At 67.8% G+C, this 18,759-nt stretch carries 11 protein-coding genes and 1 pseudogene; 2 read left to right on the plus strand and 10 right to left on the minus strand.

What is annotated here, in order from left to right; translation table 11 throughout:
* Nucleotides 1-3: 3 nt before the first annotated feature.
* Nucleotides 4-465, plus strand: a complete 462-nt coding sequence (locus ACWDEW_RS31190) for an amidohydrolase family protein (RefSeq protein ID WP_450517094.1) — start codon at nucleotides 4-6, stop codon at nucleotides 463-465.
* Between the two features lie 24 nt (nucleotides 466-489).
* Here the strand turns inward: ACWDEW_RS31190 and ACWDEW_RS31195 are convergent.
* The 7 genes and pseudogenes from ACWDEW_RS31195 to ACWDEW_RS31225 form a co-directional block, all read right to left on the minus strand.
* A pseudogene (locus ACWDEW_RS31195) lies at nucleotides 490-1,247 on the minus strand (transposase); the annotation flags it as partial.
* Nucleotides 1,248-1,336: 89 nt separating this feature from the next.
* On the minus strand, nucleotides 1,337-3,205 hold the full coding sequence (locus ACWDEW_RS31200; RefSeq protein WP_450517096.1) for an RICIN domain-containing protein: 1,869 nt from the start codon (nucleotides 3,203-3,205) through the stop codon (nucleotides 1,337-1,339).
* A gap of 54 nt (nucleotides 3,206-3,259) precedes the next feature.
* Nucleotides 3,260-5,014 carry an amylo-alpha-1,6-glucosidase gene (locus ACWDEW_RS31205; RefSeq protein WP_450517098.1) on the minus strand — a complete coding sequence of 585 codons (1,755 nt, stop codon included), beginning with the start codon at nucleotides 5,012-5,014 and terminating at the stop codon, nucleotides 3,260-3,262.
* A gap of 76 nt (nucleotides 5,015-5,090) precedes the next feature.
* A complete protein-coding gene (locus ACWDEW_RS31210; RefSeq protein WP_450517217.1) occupies nucleotides 5,091-5,915 on the minus strand; it encodes a carbohydrate ABC transporter permease in 825 nt (274 codons plus the stop codon).
* Between the two features lie 11 nt (nucleotides 5,916-5,926).
* The gene (locus ACWDEW_RS31215; protein ID WP_450517100.1) at nucleotides 5,927-6,898 is read right to left on the minus strand and encodes a carbohydrate ABC transporter permease; all 972 of its coding nucleotides are present in this window, start codon (nucleotides 6,896-6,898) and stop codon (nucleotides 5,927-5,929) included.
* 20 nt (nucleotides 6,899-6,918) lie between these two features.
* Nucleotides 6,919-8,166, minus strand: coding sequence for a sugar ABC transporter substrate-binding protein (locus ACWDEW_RS31220; protein ID WP_450517102.1), 1,248 nt, complete (start codon nucleotides 8,164-8,166; stop codon nucleotides 6,919-6,921).
* A gap of 133 nt (nucleotides 8,167-8,299) precedes the next feature.
* Nucleotides 8,300-9,331 carry a LacI family DNA-binding transcriptional regulator gene (locus tag ACWDEW_RS31225; protein WP_450517104.1) on the minus strand — a complete coding sequence of 344 codons (1,032 nt, stop codon included), beginning with the start codon at nucleotides 9,329-9,331 and terminating at the stop codon, nucleotides 8,300-8,302.
* Nucleotides 9,332-9,699: 368 nt separating this feature from the next.
* Here ACWDEW_RS31225 and ACWDEW_RS31230 point away from each other — a divergent pair, with 368 nt between their 5' ends.
* Nucleotides 9,700-13,359, plus strand: a complete 3,660-nt coding sequence (locus tag ACWDEW_RS31230; RefSeq protein ID WP_450517106.1) for a LamG-like jellyroll fold domain-containing protein — start codon at nucleotides 9,700-9,702, stop codon at nucleotides 13,357-13,359.
* Nucleotides 13,360-13,869: 510 nt separating this feature from the next.
* On the opposite strand, the gene ACWDEW_RS31235 is transcribed toward ACWDEW_RS31230, so the two are convergent.
* From ACWDEW_RS31235 to ACWDEW_RS31245, 3 genes are read right to left on the minus strand one after another with little or no spacing between them, the layout of a single operon-like run.
* Complete coding sequence (locus tag ACWDEW_RS31235; RefSeq protein ID WP_450517108.1) at nucleotides 13,870-16,425, minus strand: FtsX-like permease family protein; 2,556 nt, start codon at nucleotides 16,423-16,425, stop codon at nucleotides 13,870-13,872.
* Entirely contained in the window at nucleotides 16,416-17,186 is a 771-nt protein-coding gene (locus ACWDEW_RS31240) for an ABC transporter ATP-binding protein (protein WP_450517110.1), read from the minus strand. The genes ACWDEW_RS31235 and ACWDEW_RS31240 overlap by 10 nt, the downstream gene beginning before the upstream one ends.
* Nucleotides 17,187-17,188: 2 nt before the next feature.
* On the minus strand, nucleotides 17,189-17,827 hold the full coding sequence (locus tag ACWDEW_RS31245) for a helix-turn-helix domain-containing protein (protein WP_362983536.1): 639 nt from the start codon (nucleotides 17,825-17,827) through the stop codon (nucleotides 17,189-17,191).
* Nucleotides 17,828-18,759: the final 932 nt, after the last annotated feature.

Consider the following 18,759-nt stretch of genomic DNA (forward strand, 5'->3'; position numbering starts at 1 on the left):
CCGGTGGACGGGGCGGGGCCCGCTGGAGGAACCGTTGCCGGTCAAGGTCACGCCGGCTGGGTCGACCTCGGCATCCCCTTCTGCACTCAGGTCGGCCACACCGGTCCGCTGCGCCCGTCCGAGACCGGCCGCCCCATCCCCTACATCGACCAGGTTGCGCTCGACTTCCCCGAACTGGCCATCGTGTGCGGGCACATCGGCCACCTGTGGACCACGGAGATGATCGCGGTGGCCGACAAGCACGCCCCCATGTACATCGACACCAGCGCCTACACCGCCCGCCGCTACCCGCCCGAGCTGGTCGACCACCTGCGCGGCCGGGGCCGCAGGAAGGTGCTGTTCGGCACCAACTACCCCAAGATCGCCCCCGGCCAGGCGCTGGAACACCTCGGCGAACCGGGCCTGGACGAGGAAGCCACCGAGCTGTTCCTGTCCGGCAACGCGCGACGGATCTTCAGTCTCTGACCGCAGCGTCACCGCCGGGCCCCGGATGAGGATCGTCGCGAGATGGAGTGCGGCTCCACAGGCGAGAGCGAGCTTGTCGGTCCGCATGGCCAGGCCGCGCCACTGCCTGAACGGGTTGATGCATCGCTCGCGGCATTGCGCTCCTTGTGCGCCTCGGCGTCGAAGCCGGGCGGACGGCCCTCGGCGCGACCCCGGCGGAGGCGGTGTCGGATCTGGTCCGAGGGCTGCGGGACGACCGCTCGGATCCCGCGTCCACGTAGATGCCTGCGGATGGCGCGAGAAGAGTACGTGTGGTCCGCGAGGACGGCTTCCGGTCGGGTTCTGGGTCGCCCAGGCCCGGTTCGCGGAACACGGATCCTGGCCAGACGGACCTTCGTACTCAAGCCGCCGCGGGAACGTCCGAGCGCGTGATCGTCGGACTCGGACCGGCCAGGCGCGCCCGTTCCTGGCCCGGCGGCACGCTGACGGGCTCGGCATACGGCGGATTCCACCGCCACGGTCCAGCCCACCTCGTCAGCCACGTCCGAGCCGGCGAGGAGGACCGCGAAGATCCGTTCCGAGGTACCGTCCCCGGCCCGCCTGATCAGACGTCCATGCGCGGCCTTGAACGAGCCGAGCTCGCTGGGCAGGTCCCTCCACGGCGAGCAGGTGCGGTACTTCCACTCGATGGCCTCCGGAGTCCTGCGATGATCGGCCCATCGACGTCCACGAACCGGATCGGCCGGCATCAGCGGCTCGATCCGGCCCCGCATCGCGTCGGTGATCGCCGGCCGGACAGGCACATACGATCAGCAGTCCGTCGCATCAAGGAGACACGCTCTGGGCGGCCCAGGACCCCTCGGCCGGCCTGGCGAGGGGTCCTCGCCGGAATTCAGCCCTTGCCGAGCAGGCGCCAGATCTGGTTCTTCTTGCTGCTCAGTGCGCTCGCCGCGTCGCAGGTCCACTGGTGGATCAGCGCGCCGGCGGTGGTCGAGACGCCGGTGACGTCGACGCACTTGCCGCTGTGGACGGCGACGAGTTGGTAGTCGTGGCTGTTGCCGAGTGCGGTGACGGGGTTGAGGGTGAACTGCTGGTTGGTGGCGCCGTTGCAGGTGTACTGGATGACGGCGGCGCCGTCGGCGGTGGACGCGCCCGAGACGTCCAGGCACTTGCCGCTCAGCTCGTTGACGACCGTGTAGGTGTTGGTCGTGCCGCTCACCGGCTTGAGGTCGAGCATCTGCTGGTAGCCGCCCTCGCAGTAGTACTGCTGGTACTGGGTGCCGTTGGCGGTGCTGACACCCGTGTCGTCCAGGCACTGGCCGCTGTTCTGGCTGACGGCGACCGTGGAGACGGTGGTGTTGGACGGGGGCAGCAGGGTCACGGTGTAGCCGTCCTTGGCGTTCGTCCACGGCAGGCTCACCGAGGCGGCGTTGCCGCTGACCGTGAGGGTCGTGTCGGAGATCGTCTCAGGGCCGGTGACCGCGGCCCCGCTGTTGTACGGGATGCGCTGGACGACGGCGCGGACCTGGCCGTTCGTCACGACGGACGTGGTGTTGAGCCCGGTCAGGTTGACCGTGACGGTCCCGGTGTTGCCGCTGCTGCCGAGCAGCACCTTGGCGTTCTTCGCGGAGTTGTCCTTGGTGGCCAGGCCGTCGGTGCCGGTGCCGGGGATCAGGTTGACGATGTTGCCGGTCTGGGAGCCGTAGTAGCGGTACATGAACCACTCGCCGAGCGGCAGGTACTGGCCCGCGCTGTTCTTGGTGAGCAGGTTGGCCTCGTCGTCGTGCAAGGCGGTGCCGGAGGCCCAGTTGCCGCGCAGTCCGTCGGCGCCGGCGCGTTCCAGGCGGCCGATGAACCATGCACCGCCGCCCGGGGACTGCATGGACAGGGTGGCGTACTCGTTGATCTGGTACGCGCGGGTGTTGGTCAACCCGGCTGCGGAGAGGGTGGAGTTGGCGCGGCCGACGTCGGTGACCGGGTCACCGGGTTCGTCGTGCCAGCTGTAGATGTCGGGGGCGACGTTGTTCGCCTTGACGTAGGTCAGGTACGTCGTCCACCAGTTGTTGGAGGAGTTGGGCTGGCCCGCGGTGCTGGGGCCGACGATGAGCTGGGCGGGGAAGGCGGCGCGCACCTTGGCGTAGAAGCGGGACCACATCTGCAGGTACTGGGTCTGCGAGGCGCCCCAGAAGCCGCTGCCGTCCGGCTCGTTCCACAGGTCCCACTGGACCGTCATGTTGTTGGCCTTGACGTCACCGATGAGCTGGGTGACGAAGGCGTCGAACTGCGTCCAGTCGCCGTTGTCGCCGGGCCAGCCCTGGCTGGTGGTGCCGTCGGCGCCCCACAGGTCGTGCGGGAGGAGGACGAAGGTGCCGCCGAGAGCGGCGGTCCGCTTGTACTGGGCGAGAGTCGATGCCCAGCGGGTCTGGTAGTCGGCAAGGCTGGTGGCGTAGCCGCCGCTGTTGAGCTGGGCGCCCCCGGCGCGCATGAAGTGCCACTTGATGTCCGTGAAGAAGTGGTCCTGCGGCAGCGACCCGTCCGGGGTCATCCCGTAGATCATTCCCGAGGCGTGGTACGTGGGGGCACCCCCGGCCGTCGCGAAGTCGACGGTCACGGAGGTGTCAGCAGCGTGGGCCGAGGTCGCGGGGAGCGTGAGAGCGGCGAACGAGGCGAGGATCGCCGCGGCAACGGCGGTCCTACGGCCTCTCGGGGCGGCTGGTCTGCCGGGGCGTCCGGCTGGGGAACGGAATCGAGGTATGCGCATGTGCGGGTCTCCCGAAAGGGGTACTTCCTGGGCGCGGCTCGCCCAGGGGCTCTGTCAGCCGACGGCCTCCGTGGCCTCGGCGCGCCTGAGCTCGTGGGCCTCGGCGAGGAGCAGGTAACTGCTGGCGGTCCAGGTGTAGGCGCGATCGCGCAGGCCCGCGCCGGTGAGGGCGTCGAAGTTCTCCGCGAAACCCGAGGTCTCGCACAGCGCCCGGAAACGGTCGCTGATCTCGTCCGCGAGACGGCCGTGTCCTGCGCGGCGCAGACCGTCCTCGATCAGGACGGTGGACGGGGCCCAGATCGGCCCGCGCCAGTAGCCGTCGTCCAAGTAGTGCGGTGAGGTGGGCAGTTCGGTGGCGAGGCCGTGCGCGGTGAGATGGGCCTCGATGCGGTCGGCCAGCGCGTCACCGATGTGCTCGGGCAGGTGCTCGCCGAGCACGACAGGCATCAGATCGAGCAGGCTGGAGCTGGTCCAGGTGGCCCCGCCGTGTGCCGAGCGGGCGACGAACCGGTCGCCGGTCCAGAGTTCGTCGAGCAGCGCCGCCTGCGTCGCGTCGGCCGTCCGGGTCCACTTGTGCATGTCGTCCGGCAGCCCCAACTCGTCTGCCAGTAGCGCGAGTTCGCGTAGTTGGAGGATGAGGAAGGCGGCCAGGTCGGCGCTGACGATCACGCGCTCGGGATCGAAAGTGGTGGCGTTGTCCCAGCCGCTGTCATTGCCGTGCTGGTAGTGCGGGAGGGCGGCCCCGGGTGCGCGCCGCATGGTGAGCCAGAACTCCGTCCAACGGGCGAGTCGGTCGTAGACCTCGGCCAACTCGGCCTCGCCGAGCGGCTCTTGCAGCCGTCGACGCAGGTGGCGCAGCGCCCAGCCGTGGATGGGGGGCTTGACGAAGTTGTAGAGGATCTCGGAGTGGGTCACCGAGTCGGGCAGCGCGCCGGTCTCGTCCTGGTGGTCGAAGGGCAGGGAGAACTGGTCCAGGGCGAGTCCGGGTGAACCGGTGGCCAGGGCAAGGGCGTTGAAGCAGTGGTCCCAGCTCCACACCTTGTCCATCCAGTGCTTCGACATCAGCACCGCGGGCCGGGTGACGAAGCCGCGTGGCCGGACGGTCGCGGACCACAGCACGTAGGCGGCGAGTTCCGCGGCGGGCGTCCTGGACGAGCGCCAGGGCGCGACGGTGTCGACGAAGGAGGAGAAGGCGCCATGCCTGGCGTCCACGACCTGGCCGAAGGATGCCGAGGACGCGTACGGGCGGCGCGCGGTCTCGTACTCCTCGACCGCGACTTCCCAGACCGCGCCTGTCCCGGCGCCGATCGTGACGCCACGCGGGGTGCTGCCCAGGCTCTGCGTGCCGGACGCCTCGGTCACGGTCCCGGACAACACGGTGACGCGGTAGCGCCGCCCGGTCTCGTACGAGGTGAACACATGGGCCCCGGTGCCGGGTTCGGGGTAGAAGTAGGTGCCGCTGAACGGGGTCAGGGTGGCCGCCGCCGCACCGATGTGCAGGCCCAACCCGTCACCGCGCAGGCGTACGGTGTCCGGCGACTCGTAGGCGAGGTCGATGCGGCCGCCGGCACCGACCCAGCTGAGCAGACTCGGGGTCGCATGCGGCCCGGTGGCGGCGCGGTCCCCGGTGGTCGTATCGAGCGGAACAAGGCGCAGCACGGCGTGCATGCCGTTCTGGTGGGAGACGAGGTGGAGGTCGTCGGCGATCGTCTTCTCCGCCACCACGGGTGAGATACCGAACCATGAGCCGCGGGTGCTGAACGGGATGTCGTGGACGGAGAAGGCCGGGCCTGACGGGGCGGCGGTCATGCAGCGTTACTCGTTTCTGGAGCAGGGGTGATCGGCCGGCTGACAGACGGCTGGGAAAGGTGACTCGGTGGAGGTGTCAGTCCTTGACGGCACCGGCGGTCACGCCGGCGGCGACGTATCGCTGGGCGAGGACGAGGATCACCGCGGCGGGCAGGGAGGCCACGACAGCGGTGGCCATGATGGCGTTCCACTGCTGGTTGTTGTTGCCGATGTAGTGGTAGATGCCGAGGGTGATCGGCTCGTGCGCGCCGCCGTTGGCGAGGGTGCTGGCGAAGACGAAGTCGGACCAGGACCACAGGAAGGCGAACAGCGACACGGTGACGACGGCGTTGCGGCTCATGGGCAGCACGATCGACCAGAAGGTGCGCACGGGTCCGGCGCCGTCCGTCTTCGCGGCCTGGAGCAGTTCGCCGGGGATGCCGGACATGAACGCGGTGAAGATCAGTACGGCGAACGGGACGGCCAGTGTGGAGTCGGCGACGATCAGGCCGGGGACCGACTGGAGCAGGCCGAGGCTGAGGTAGATGGCGTAGAAGCCCATCGCCATGATGATGCCGGGGATCATCTGGGCGACCAGGAAGAGGAAGCTGAGCACGCCGCCACCGCGGGGGCGGAGCTTGGCGAGCGCGTAGCCCGCGGGTGCCGCCAGTGCCACGGTGACCACGACTGTGCCGAGGCCGATGACGAGGCTGGTGCCGAGATAGGGCAACTGCTGGTCCAGGACGGCCCGGTAGCCCGCCAGGGTGCCGTGCAGGGGGATCAGGTCCGGTGGGCTCTTGCGCATGTCCTGGTCGCGGGTGAAGGACACGTTGAGCATCCAGTAGACCGGGAAGAGCATCACCGCGGTGAACAGGACGCCGATGGCCGTCTGCCACCAGGTGCGGTTGGTGCGTCGGTTCATGACAGTGCCGTTCATGACAGTGCCTGCTTCCGCTGGACCCGGACGTAGACCAGGCCGAACACCAACGCGGCGACCACCAGCAGGTTTCCTACGGCCGCTCCGGGGCCGAAGGCCGGCAGCAGGTTGCCGAAGCCGAGCTGGTAGGACCAGGTGGCGAAGGTGGTGGAGGAGTCGGCCGGGCCGCCCTTGGTCATGATCCAGATGATGTCGAAGACCTTGAGGGTGTAGACGAGGCCGAGGAGGAGGGTGATCGCGGACACCGGGCGCAGCAGCGGGAAGGTGATCCGCCAGAACCGCTGCCAGGCGTTCGCCCCGTCGAGAGCCGCGGCCTCGTAGAGGCTCGCGGGGATGGACTGGAGGCCGCTGTGGAGGACCACCAGGTTGAACGGGACGCCGATCCAGATGTTCGCGATGATCACCGAGGCCAGCGACCAGCCCGGTGCGGTCAGCCAGTTGACCGGTCCGATGCCGACGGCGTGCAGGACGGCGTTGACGACACCGGAGTCGCTGTTGAGCATCCACGACCAGGTGGACGCCGACACGATCAGCGGCAACAGCCACGGCACCAGGAAGAGTGCCCGCAGGGTCGCGGAGAGCCCGAAGCGCTGGTTGAAGAAGACCGCGAGGGCCAGACCGATGGCGTACTGGAAGACCAGGCACACGGTGGTGAAGACCACGGTGTGCAGCAGGGCCGGGGCGAAGGTCGGATCGTCCAGCACCGTGCGGTAGTTGGCGAAGCCGGTGAAGGGTGCGTCGCCCTGGACGAAGGACCGGACCGTGTAGTTGCGCAGGCTCAGGTCGATGTTGCGGTAGAGCGGATAGGCGTAGAAGAGGACGAGGTAGAGGGTCACCGGGGTGAGGAAGCCCCAGGCGGCCCACTGTTGGGAGGTGGGGCGACGCCGTGCCCGGGGCGGTGCGGTGGGGGCCGCATCGCTGTGGTGGTGCACGGGCCGCCGTTGTGGCACTTGGGTCATGTGACTCATCAACTGGCCCTGGTCTCCGGTTACTTGACGGCCGACTGGGCGGCGGACAGTGCGTCCTTCGGCGACTTCGAACCGCTCAGCGCGGACTGGACCGCCTTCCACAACTGCTCCGAGATCCTCGGGTACTTGGTGCCCAGGTCGTCACTGGTGCGCCCCTTGGCCGCCTTGACCGCGTCGACCCAGGGCTTCAACTCGGCGTTCGCCGCGACCTGTTTGTCCTGGACCTCGGTGGTGGGTGCCACGTACGACAGCGTGGTGTCGGTGTTGAGGAGGTTGTCGGTGCTGGTCAGGCAGGTCACGATCTTCTGGGAGTTGGCATAGCGGTCGGTCTTGCCCTGGACCGGGACAGTGACGAACTCGCCGCCCGTCGGGGCCGCCGCGTTGCCGCCGTCAGTGGCCGGAACGGGGACGACTCCGTACTCGAAGCCGGCCTTCTTCGCGTTGGCCAGCTGCCAGGTGCCGTTCTCGCTGAACGCGTAGTCGCCGGTCGCGAACTCCTGCCAGCTGGTCGTCTGGGTGTTGTTGAGGACCGAGTTGGGGGCGTAGCCGTCCTTCAGCCAGCCCTGCCACAGCGTCAGCGCGGAGACCGCCTTGTCGGAGTCGAGCGTGGTGAGTTGGGCGCCCGATCCCCAATACCAGGGCAGGAACTGGAAGGTGCCCTCCTCGGTGCCGATCGCGGAGAACGTGATGCCCTTCTTGCCGGCCTTCTTGACCTTCGCGAGCGCGGCTGTCAGCGACTTCCAGTCCTTGACCGAGGCAATGTCGACACCGGCCTGCTTCAGCACCGCCTTGTTGTAGTACAGGGCGAGGGTGTTGGCGCCGATAGGCATGCCGTACGTCTTGCCGCCCGCCTGTCCGGCGGCGAGGAGGTTGGGGTTCACCTTCGAGGTGTCCAGCTTGTTGTCCGCGGTCGTGGTGAGGACGCCTGCCTCGGCCAGGGTCGACACCACCGGGTTGTCGACGATGAGGACGTCGGCGGAGTTGTCCTGCTGGGCGGCCAGCAGCGCCTTGTTCGCCAGGTCACTGGTGTCGAACGCGGTCCGCTTGATCTTCACCCCGGCCTCGGCGCCGCACGCGTCGAGCAGCTTCGCCCACGCGGAGGTCTTGTCGAACTGCGGGTACGGGTCCCAGATCGTGTAGGTACCGCTGTCCGCGGCCTTGGTGCCGGTGGTGCCCGAACCGGAGGAACAGGCGGTCGCGGTGCCGGCGACGGCGAGGACCGTCACGGTTGCGGCGGTGAGGCGAAGTCGTCTGAGGGAGCTGTGCATCGCGCGTTCCTTCGTTTTTTGGCACCGGAGTGCCGAGGGAGGGTGACGAGGGGGGAAGCGGGCATGCCGAACAGCCACGGTGAGGGGGGTACGCCCGTGAACCGCGATCAGAAAGTGGTGTCGGGGGTCGAGGTCAGCGCGCCTCGGTGGACGGTGTGCCGGTGCCGGGCCCCGTGCTGGCGCGGAGCGAGATCGGCGGTGCAAGGAGGTGGTGTCGGGGTGTCGCGTCGGGGCGGTCGATCCGCTCGACGAGGAGGTCGACGGCGTGTCGGCCCATCTCCTCCGCCGGGACATCCGCCGCCGTGAGCTGCGGAGTCACCGTCTCCGCCCACCGGCCGGCCACGACTCCCGTGACGGAGAAGTCGCGCGGTACATGACGGCCGGCCTGGGCCAGTCCGCGGTAGAGGCCGCCGAGCGCGGCCTCGTTGAGGGTGACCAGGGCCGTGGTGGCCGGGTCGTCGTGCAGGATCTGTTCCAGGCACGCCTGGCCGGACGCGGCGTCGTCCCCGCAGCAGTACGTCCGCACGGTCAGTCCCCTCTCGGCCGCGGCCTTCGTGAAGCCGTCGAGGCCGTGATGGGCCGACTCGTATCCGGCCCGCAGCAACTGCTCGGGACGGTTGACGAAGGCGACCCTGCGGTGGCCGAGGTCCGCGAGGTGGTGCACGCACGCCGCCGCGAGCGCGGTGTGGTCCAGGCCGACCCACCAGGTGCCCTCGGGATGTGCGGTGCGGCCGATGGCGACGGAGGGGAAGCCGAGGGCTGCCAGGTGATCGACCCGGTCGTCCTCCAGCCTGATCTCCATCAGGATGGCGCCGTCGACCCGCCGCTCCCCCAGCATCCGCTGGAACGAGCGGTCGCTGTCGACGCCGCTGGGTGACAGCAGCACGTCGTAGTCGTGGGCCGCGGCGGCCTCCACCACGCTGCCGATGAAGTCGAGTTGCATTCCGGTGTAGTGGTTGCCGGCCGGCGGGAAGACCAGGCCGATCGTGTTGGTGCGGCCGTTGGCCAGGGCGCGCGCACTGGCGTTGGGCCGGTAGCCCAGTTCGTCGATGACGCGCTGGATCTTCCGGCGGGTCTCCTCCGACACCGGGCGCTTACCGCTCAGCGCGACGGACACGGTGCTCCGCGAGACACCGGCCCGCCGGGCGATCTCACCGATGTTCACGGGCACTCCCTGGATGGATCGAACCGGTTCGACGTTGCGTAGGGCGACAGCCGGTCATCGAACCGGTTCGCGTGAAGTGAAGGTAGGAACAAGCCCGCCACCTGTCAACACCTCGGACAGCGATTTCCGCAACGTCCCTGCAACCCGCCGTACACGACACAGGTTCCGTATGTCGGGGGGATTGCTGGCCGCTTTCCTCGGTGCTAGCTTCGCCGAACCGGTTCGACTCCCTCCACCCCACCACCCGCACGCCACGGCTGCCCTCCTGGCCGGCGGTACTCACCCTGGCGGCCGTTGGCCCGACCGGGGCTGACAAAGAGGCGTGGGTCAACCGGCACCGTGGCCCCTCAAGGATGAGGACGTAATCCATGCCATCCGCTCACAGATCCCACCGCCGAGCCTCGGCCGCCGCAGCCCTGGCCGTCGGCGTGGGCCTGCTGGCCGCACCGCCGGCCCCCGCGCAGGCGGCCGAGGCGCCCCAGCCCGCCGCCCGCTACACCTTCGACCAGGACGACCTCTCCTCGGGGAAGATCACCGACAGCTCCGGAAACGGTCTGACGGCGAGCCTGGTGAACGGTGACACCGCCCAGTCCGTCGCGGGTTCCGAAGGAGGCAAGGCACTCGCCCTGCCCGGCGGGGCGCCCACCTCGAACGGCGCGTATGTCCGCCTTCCTCGCGAAGTGCTCGGCGACGCAACCGACTTGACGGTCTCGGCCCGCGTGAAGTGGAGCAGTGACACATCGCCCTGGCAGCGGATCTTCGATCTGGGGACCGACAACACGAAGTACCTCTTCACCACCCCGTCCAACAACGGCGGGGTGCTGCAGACCTCAGTGACCACCGGCGGAGGCGGCGCGGAGGCACAGGTCCGCGGCTACGCGAAGCTTCCTGCGGACCAGTGGCGGACCGTCACCGTCACCCTCGACAGCACGGCCGGCCGGGTCACCACCTACCTCGACGGCGTGGCGGTCTCCTCCGCCGAGACCGGCGTCAAGGCGAAGGAGTTGCTGGACGGCTCGGCGACGTCCGCCGGTTACATAGGCAAGTCCTTCTACCCCGACCCACTGCTCAAGGGCGCGATCGACGACTTCACCGTGTGGCACACGGCGCTCAGCGCCGACCAGGTGGCCGGCACGGTCGGTAGCCTTGCCACCCTCCAGGAGATCTCGCAGACGTCCTTCGAGGTCCGTACGACGACGGGAACCGCCCCGTCCCTCCCGGCCGCCGTCCGCGCCTCCTTCTCCGACGGCTACGACCGCGACACGCCCATCACCTGGGACGCCGTACCGCCCGACGAATACGCCCGGCCCGGCACCTTCACCGTGGCCGGAACCGCGTCCGGTCGCGTGGTGAAGGCGACCGTCACCGTGGTTCGGGAGGGACAGCTCACCGTCGACCTCGGCTCGGACACCGGCGCGTTCCACGGCGGCGCCTCCGGCACTCTCTACGGGGTGTACGGACCGGACGTACCCACCAACAACCTCATCGAGGGCATGGGCCTGCGCACGGTCTCCACCAAGGCTCAAGACGGCCCGCAACACCCCGGTGCCGACGCGCTGGACGTGGTCGGACCGCTGGCCGACTCCACCGACGGTGACGTGTACATCTACATGACGGACATCCACCGCGGCTTCCCCTACCAGTGGCCGGGCGACACCCCCGCGGAGAAGCTGAAGCTCTACATGGAGAAGATCGCCAAGCAGGTCGACCAGGTCCTGCAGTTGCCGCACGAGTACCAGGACAACATCGTCTTCGTGCCGTTCAACGAGCCCGAGGGCAACATGTTCGGCACCGGCGAGTGGAGCTACGACAAGGTCAGTTGGCTCACCGACCCGGACGCCTACTTCGCCGCCTGGGACGACGCGTACAAGCTCATCAAGGGCAAGATGCCCGACGCCCGCATCGCCGGCCCCAACACCAGCGTCCTGTACGACCAGGTGAAGGGCTTCCTCACGCACGCGCTGGCCGCCGGCACCCTCCCGGACGTCATCACCTGGCACGAGCTGAGCCACCCGGAGGCGGTGCGCGAGAGCGTCGCCACCTACCGGGCATGGGAGAAGGAGCTGTTCAAGGGCACCTCTCGTGAGGGCACACAGCTCCCGGTCAACATCAACGAGTACGCCTTCAACTACCACACATCGGTCCCCGGCCAGATGATCCAGTGGGTGTCCGCGATCGAGGAGTCCAAGGTGGACGCCGACATCGCCTACTGGAACATCGACGGCAACCTCTCCGACTCCGCGGTGCAGTCCAACCGCGGCAACGGCCAGTGGTGGCTGCTGAACTCGTACGCCTCGATGAGCGGGCACACCGTGAAGGTGACCCCGCCGTTCCCCGGCGAGAACTACACCATGCAGGGCGTCGGTACGCTCGACCGGACGAAGAAACAGGCCCGGCTGATCTTCGGCGGCTCCACCGGCAAGGGCCACATCACCTTCGGCAACGTCCCGAAGAGGCTTTTCGGGGACCGCGTGCACGCATGGGTGCGGGAGATCGAGTGGACCGGGCAGGTGGGCGACTCGCAGGGCCCGAAGTTGCTCACCGAGCAGAACCTGAAGGTCGCTGACGACGGCACGGTCGTCGTCGACTTCGGCGACGGCGCACTGCCGAAGCTGAAGGAGTCCTCGGCGTACGAGATCGTCCTCAGCCCTGCCGGAAAGGCGAAGGGGGCACAGTCGCCGCCCGTGCGCTGGCAGGGTTCGTACGAGGCGGAGGACGCCGCCCACACCGGGACCGGCTACTCCAAGAACGGCCCCGAGGGCTCGCCCGGCGACGTGTCGAAGTTCTACACCTCCGGCGGCTACGACGTGGGCGGCCTGCGCACCGGATCGGACGTCACCCTCGACACCACCGTGGACGTGCCGCAGGACGGTACCTACGATCTGAGCATCTTCGCCAACTCCCTCAACACCTTCGACAAGGTGAAGGAGCAGGGCCCGACCAACGTCTTCCTGCGAGTGGACGGCAGGGCCGACAGTGAGCAGGAGCTGTATCTGCCGCTGGGCTACAAGTGGGTGGTGTGGGACCACACCGATACCAAGGTGAAGCTCACCAAGGGCAAGCACACCCTGACACTCGCGGCGAAGAGCCTCGACGGAAAGCGCGCCACCAAGGGCGACGCCATCGTCGACCGGCTCACCTTGTCCTTGCCGGCCGCTTCGACCGACACGCAGGTGTACGAGGGCGAGCTGGCCTGGCTTTCCGATGGCGCGCGTCCCGTCTACAACCTGCCGAAACAGGCCGGCACCCCGGCCACCGGTTCGGGCGCCGTCCAGCTCAAGAAGGGCCAGACCGCCACGTTCTGGGTCTACTCCCCCACCGACCGCGAAGCCACCCTCGGTGTCAACACCCTCGGCGCCGCGAACGCCCGCCTCTCCGTCAACGGGCACGACGTCCTGCGGCTGGCCAACAGCAGGCACAGCGTCGCGGTCTCCCTCTCGGGCGGCGTCAACAAGGTGACGGTGACCGGGGGTTCGTACACCACTCTCGTCGACCGCCTCACCGTCACCCCCACCGAGGGTGCGCTCCCGGCACGCACGTACGAGGCACAGGACGCGAAGCTCGCGGGTTCGGCCACGCTCACCCCGCTCTCCCTGGCCACCGACGGCACAGCGATCACCGGCATCGGAGGCGAGCCAGGCAACGGCAACACCGCGACCTTCACCGTCACCGCCGACCGGACCGGGCTGTACGCACTGCGCATCCGCTACTCCAACCCCGAGCAGGCCGAGGCCACGCACTACAACCCCGATCCGCTCGCCCGCCACGCCGACATCAGCGTCAACGGAGGCGAGATACGGCGCGTCAGCTTCCCGCACAGCTTCCACCAGAACAACTTCTGGGAGCTGACCGTCCCCGTCCACCTGAGGAAGGGACAGAGCACGATCACCTTCCGCTCCGAGGAACTGCCGAACTTCGACGGCACCACCTACGCCTCGGACACCTTCCCCGGCGTACCCCTGCGCTCCCGCTACGCACCGCTGATCGACCGGATCACCCTCGCGCCCTACGCACGGGAGGCGCGATGAGGTAAAACCCACCGCCGCAGGTCCTGCGGACGGGGGTTGAGGTTGCGTTGGTTCGAGTCCGAGCCGCGTTCCTGGTAGCAGGCGACCGGTCGGCACAGCGACCTGCCTCAGCCCCCGGACCACACACGGGCCAGCACCCTGGCCAGGCGGAACAAGTCCTCTATTTCCCCTGGCCACGACACCAAGCGTGCTGTACCGCCGGCAGACCAAGAACCTGCCGGAGGTACAGCCCCTCGACACCGGTCCCACGTCGGCCCGCGCGGCGTCGACAATCGCTGGATTCCTCTTAAAATTGCAGGTCAACAGCCACTAAATCGAATACCGATTCGGTGACACGTGCGATCCCAGCGTGTCTCACCGCTCGCTGCGGCCAGGCCGTCACGGCGAGATGTGTGCCACGCCCTGCGGCGCTTGTGGCCAAGATCCGTGCACTTTCGCGCCGCCCGGGCCTGGGCGGCGCGAAAGTGCGCGGGCCGGAGCGAGCGCTCCGCGGCGAGTTCACTCCCGGGGCTACTCCCGGGAGCCGATCACGTCCGCGGGTTTGCCGGCCAGGGATACCCGAGCAGAGATCATCGTCGCGGCGAGAGCAAGACCCGCGGCGACCGCCACGACAGCTGCATAGATGAACGTGGACAGATAGGGAGCGGCGCTGCCCGTCATACCGATGGCGAACGCCGTGAGCGTCGCAATCGCGATGAGTGTGCCGACGACGACCGCGAGCAGCACAATCGCAAGCGACTCCAGACGCAGCATCCGCAGCACCTGCCGCCGAGTGGTTCCCACCAGCCGTAGCAACGCGAACTCTTGTGTGCGGCCCGTCGTGGACATGGCGAGCGTGTTGACCACGGCGATGGCGGTGAAGGCGATGATCATGCCCATCGCCACGAAGTTGACCGCGGCATTGGACTGCTGCTGGTCCGCACGGAGCGAGTCCACCTGATCGCCGTTGAGCACCTGGACTCCCGGATAGCCACGCACCACTTTGGCCAGGTCCTGCTTCGTCCGGTCCGTCTTGACGAGGACTGCGGAACTCAGCGGGTTGTCCACGTGAGCAGCCACCAGGTCGTGGGCCATGGTGAGATCGCCGAAGCCCAGGCCACGGTCGTACACCGCGACCACGGTGAGTCGGACTCGGGTGCCGTCTCCCATGGTCACTTCGACCTTGCTGCCCACGCCTCCGACGATGCGCTCGGCCACCTTGCTGACAGCCATGCCGTTCTGACCCAGCCCGTTCAGGGAGCCTGACACAACGCCCGGGTCCACGGTCTTGCTCAGGCCCTTCGGGGTGACACCCTGAATCTGGAACTTGTCCAAGCCCACTCGCACCGTGCTGCGCACGACCTCGGTCACCGTGCTGACGCCGGACAGTTCTCGCACCTTGTCCGCCGCGGAGTCGGGCACTCCAGGCCCCGAGGACGCAAGGGTGTAGTTCGCGAGGTTCCCCTCTCTGGCCTGGCTCTGGGACGCGTGCCCCAAGGTCGACTGAACGAAGATGATGGTGCAGGTCATGCCGACCAACAGGGTGAGAGGAGTGAGGGCGCCGGAGAACCGTCGCAGGTTGGTACGGCTATTGGCCACCGCGAGATACCCACTGATCCGGGACAGCCTCAGCGGCCCGCTGAGCGCGGCGATGCCGGCCCGTGCGATGACCGGTCCCAGCAGTGCCACGGCAGCGGAAAGCATGATCACGCTCAGATAGGTGACAGGCGCGGATGCCGGCTCCGTGTGCAGGATGCTCAAGACGAACAACAGCACAATGCCCACGACCAGGAAGATCGCTCCGGCGACCAACCGGCGCATCACGAAAGGCCCGGTCTCCATCGCGGCCTCGGACAGCGCCTCCGCGGGGCGAATCTGCGCGACCCGCCGACCCGATACCCGGGCAGCGACCCACGCGCCGAGCACAGTGATCACCACTGCGGCGAGCATCGGATAAGGACTGAGCGTCAGCTTCAATGTCTCGGGGATGGTGCCGAAGTCAACGAACTTTCCGTGCAGCCACACGGCGATCGGCAACCCCGCGACTGCGCCGGCGGCCCCCGCGACCAAGCCGATGATGGCGGCCTCACGGCCGATGAGACCGCGGATCTGCCGGGGTGTCGCAGCGACTGCGCGCAACAGGGCCAGCTCCCGATAACGCTGTTGGATGGAGAGAGCGAAGGTCCCCACCACCACGAGGACGGCCACCAGCAGGGAGACCGCGGCAATGGCACCGCCCATGCTGATCAGCTGCACACGGGCCTTGCTGGCGCCGAGGAACTCCACGGCTCCGCGATCGGCGGCACCGTGCACCTGGGCCGTGGTGCCGTCGAGAGCGTGCGAGATGGCGGTCTTGAGTTGTGCCTGGTCGACACCTTCGTCGGCGATCACCCCGACTACAGCCACCTGGTCGGCGCGTCCGCTCAGCCGCTCGGCCTCCTGCTGAGAGAAGAACAGCGATGACTGTTCTCCCAGATCGCCGGCCTTCGCGGCAGCGATACCTGAGACTCGATAGGTGGCCGGCGTGGTCGTGGATTGCACGGTCACCCGATCACCGGTCTTCAAGCCGGTCCGAGAGGCGATCTCCCTGTCGAGCACCACCTCGTCACTCGTCTGAGGGGCCTTGCCCGCCACCAACGCGAACGGAGTCATCGCTGCCGACGTCCAGGAGTGGCCGAGCGATGCCTTTCCGTCCGGCCCTGAGACGATCTTCCCCTGATCCGTAACAAGGTAGGCGGGAAAGTCCAGTTCGGGCACCGCGGCCTTGACGCCGGGCACGGCCGCGATCTTCGTGGTGACGCCGGCCGGCAGCCAGACTCGCTCGTCGAGCGGTTTGGCCTTGTGCTTGACCTTCGTCTTACCGTGCTTCTTCTTCACCTTCACCTGGTGGACGTTCTGGTCCCCGGCCACCACGATGGACGCCGCAGCGTAACGTTCTGTCTCGATCTTCCCGGTCAACCCCGTCACCAACAAAGTTCCACAAGCGGTGACAAGGGCGGCGGCGCACAGCAGCGCGAGGAACGCTCCGATGAAGCCCCCCTTGCGGTACCGAAGGGTGCTGAAGGCGTACCGGATCATCAGGACCATGCTCCTAAGTGCGTCATACGTTCGGCGATCTGGTCGGCCGTCGGACCGTCCGAGTGGTCGACCACCCGTCCGTCGGCGAGAAACAGGACGCGGTGGGCGTAGGCGGCCGCAACCGGATCGTGCGTGACAAGGACGACCGTCTGCCCGGCCTCGTCGACGCAACTGCGCAACAACGTGAGGATCCCCTTGGCGGTGACGGTGTCGAGCGCACCCGTCGGCTCATCGCCGAAGATGACGTCGGGACGGGTGATGAGCGCCCGTGCGATGGCCACCCGCTGCTGCTGACCGCCGGAGAGCTGTGAAGGCCGGTGGTCGACACGACCGGCCAGCCCGACACGGTGGATGATCTCGTCCAGCCATCCCCTGTCGGTGCGCTGTCCTGCCAGTCGTAGCGGCAGGGTGATGTTCTGACGGACTGTGAGTGCCGGGACCAGATTGAATGCCTGGAACACGAAGCCCACGCGCTGCCGCCGCAGATGCGTCAGCTCGGTCTCGTCCATTCCGGTCAGCTCACGGTCAGCGACCTTGACGGAGCCGGAGGTGGGCCGGTCCAAGCCTGCGGCGCAGTGCAGGAACGTACTCTTTCCGGATCCGGACGGGCCCATGACGGCTGTGAAGGTGCCGCGTGGAATCGTGACGGACACCTCGTTGAGAGCAGTGACTGCGTGAGCTCCGCGCCCATAGGTCTTGGTCACACCTTGGAGCGTCACGGCCTGGCCGAACGAATTCTCCGGTGTACTCGACCTGCCCCTGGATTTCATCCTCACGGGCTTTCTTCCCTTTCTGACGCGGGCTCGAATTCGGCCTCAGATACGACGGTCTCGTTGGTTTCTGCCGCGACTTGCTCCGGATCCGGTGCCGGGAGGGCGAAGAACCGGGTCAGCATGGTCCGCGCGCCGGCGGGGACCTCGTCGTCGGGCCGCTTGTACCGGTTGAGCAGAGCGATGTAGTCCTCGAAAAAGGAGCGCAGTTCTTCAAAGGTCAGCCGCATCGAACCCCGCGAGTAGAGGAAGGCATCGGCCCACTCATCAAGATCGTCACTCTGCCGCCGAAGCTGCTCGAACAACTCGAGGTCCGCCGCGTAGGCCCGGCGGTTCATCTCGTCTATGACGGGGCGCATCTCCGGGCTCTGCCTGCTGCGCTCGGGAAAGCGGAGATCGACGGGTACGACCCGCCACCACCGCTCACGCCCATGCACCTGAGCGTCCTTGGGGACCTCTTCGATGAAGCCGTACCGGGCCAGCTCTCGGAGGTGGTAGCTGGTAGCCCCGGTGTTGAGGTCGAGCTCTCGCGCGAGCATCGCCGACGTGGCCGAGCCGAGCAGGGAGAGCTGCTGGAAGATCTGGTACCGGCGTGGGTGACTGAGCGTCTTGAGAGCCGCCAGATCAGCGATCTCCCTCAACCCGGGTTCTTCTGACACAGTATGCACAATTTCATGTGCACAGGATTTTGTGCAAGCAGCGGGAGGCGACTTGGCGCCCACCACTGGTCACGCGCCTTCCGCGAGGGCGCGCTCTGAGACTCCCAGTCACTCGCGTCGCCCGCACCGCGGCGCCCCAACACGGCTCCGACCCTCGATCGGCCGCGAGGCCGCCAAGCCGTTCCTGTTCGAACGCGAACCGCTGGCGTCGATTCGCTACCGGTCGCCCGACGACTGAACGAAACCGAACAAACAGGTTGACCGGAGCCCGTACGACCAGCATCCGTTCTCCGCCTCCAGGCCCCAGCCCTGCAGATACGCGCCTCGGCGGTGGTCCGCCCGATGACGGGGCGAATCGTCGCCGCGATCACCTTCATGAAAGCCTTTCTCGATGACCGAGAAGGCGTCTCGCGTCAAGTGGAACCTTGCGGAACTTGCGCGGTGGATTCGCCGGTTGGGGACGCGGACCACGAGGGCGCCGACAGTTAGGTATTTCCTCAGGGCTGGCTCAAGACAGAATCAGTCGCCGTTCAAGAACGGCCGCACGTCGAGCAGAGCGTTGCTGACGGCCCGTCGGCTGACTTGGAACAGGGCCGGCACCTCACTGGTGCAGACCCGGCGGCGTACCCGGCAGGACTCGTCCAGATGGCGCCCGCAAGGCCCACGCCACACACAATGTGGACGAAAAACACCAGGTCAGGAACCTTTCGAGAGGGCTCGAAGGTCGCGACGCACTCCACGTGATGCGTCATCAGAAACACACGGGCGACTCCACGAACCGCCCGCTCTGCGTTGTACCGACCACCCCGTGGCGCACCTTGACCGGGTCAAAGTGCGCCACAGCGCCCGCCAAGTGCAGTGGTCCCCAAACGGTCCCCAAGAATGATCAAGGGGCCACTTCAGATCTCCTCTGA

The organism is Streptomyces sp. NPDC001100 (assembly GCF_053598575.1).

Excerpts from the sequence above, each read along its gene's own strand:
- ACWDEW_RS31200 (WP_450517096.1), bottom strand. The coding sequence starts at position 3,205 with ATGCGCATACCTCGATTCCGTTCCCCAGCCGGACGCCCCGGCAGACCA.
- ACWDEW_RS31205 (WP_450517098.1), bottom strand. The coding sequence starts at position 5,014 with ATGACCGCCGCCCCGTCAGGCCCGGCCTTCTCCGTCCACGACATCCCG.
- ACWDEW_RS31210 (WP_450517217.1), bottom strand. The coding sequence starts at position 5,915 with ATGAACCGACGCACCAACCGCACCTGGTGGCAGACGGCCATCGGCGTC.
- ACWDEW_RS31215 (WP_450517100.1), bottom strand. The coding sequence starts at position 6,898 with ATGAGTCACATGACCCAAGTGCCACAACGGCGGCCCGTGCACCACCAC.
- ACWDEW_RS31220 (WP_450517102.1), bottom strand. The coding sequence starts at position 8,166 with ATGCACAGCTCCCTCAGACGACTTCGCCTCACCGCCGCAACCGTGACG.
- ACWDEW_RS31230 (WP_450517106.1), top strand. The coding sequence starts at position 9,700 with ATGCCATCCGCTCACAGATCCCACCGCCGAGCCTCGGCCGCCGCAGCC.
- ACWDEW_RS31235 (WP_450517108.1), bottom strand. The coding sequence starts at position 16,425 with ATGGTCCTGATGATCCGGTACGCCTTCAGCACCCTTCGGTACCGCAAG.
- ACWDEW_RS31240 (WP_450517110.1), bottom strand. The coding sequence starts at position 17,186 with ATGAAATCCAGGGGCAGGTCGAGTACACCGGAGAATTCGTTCGGCCAG.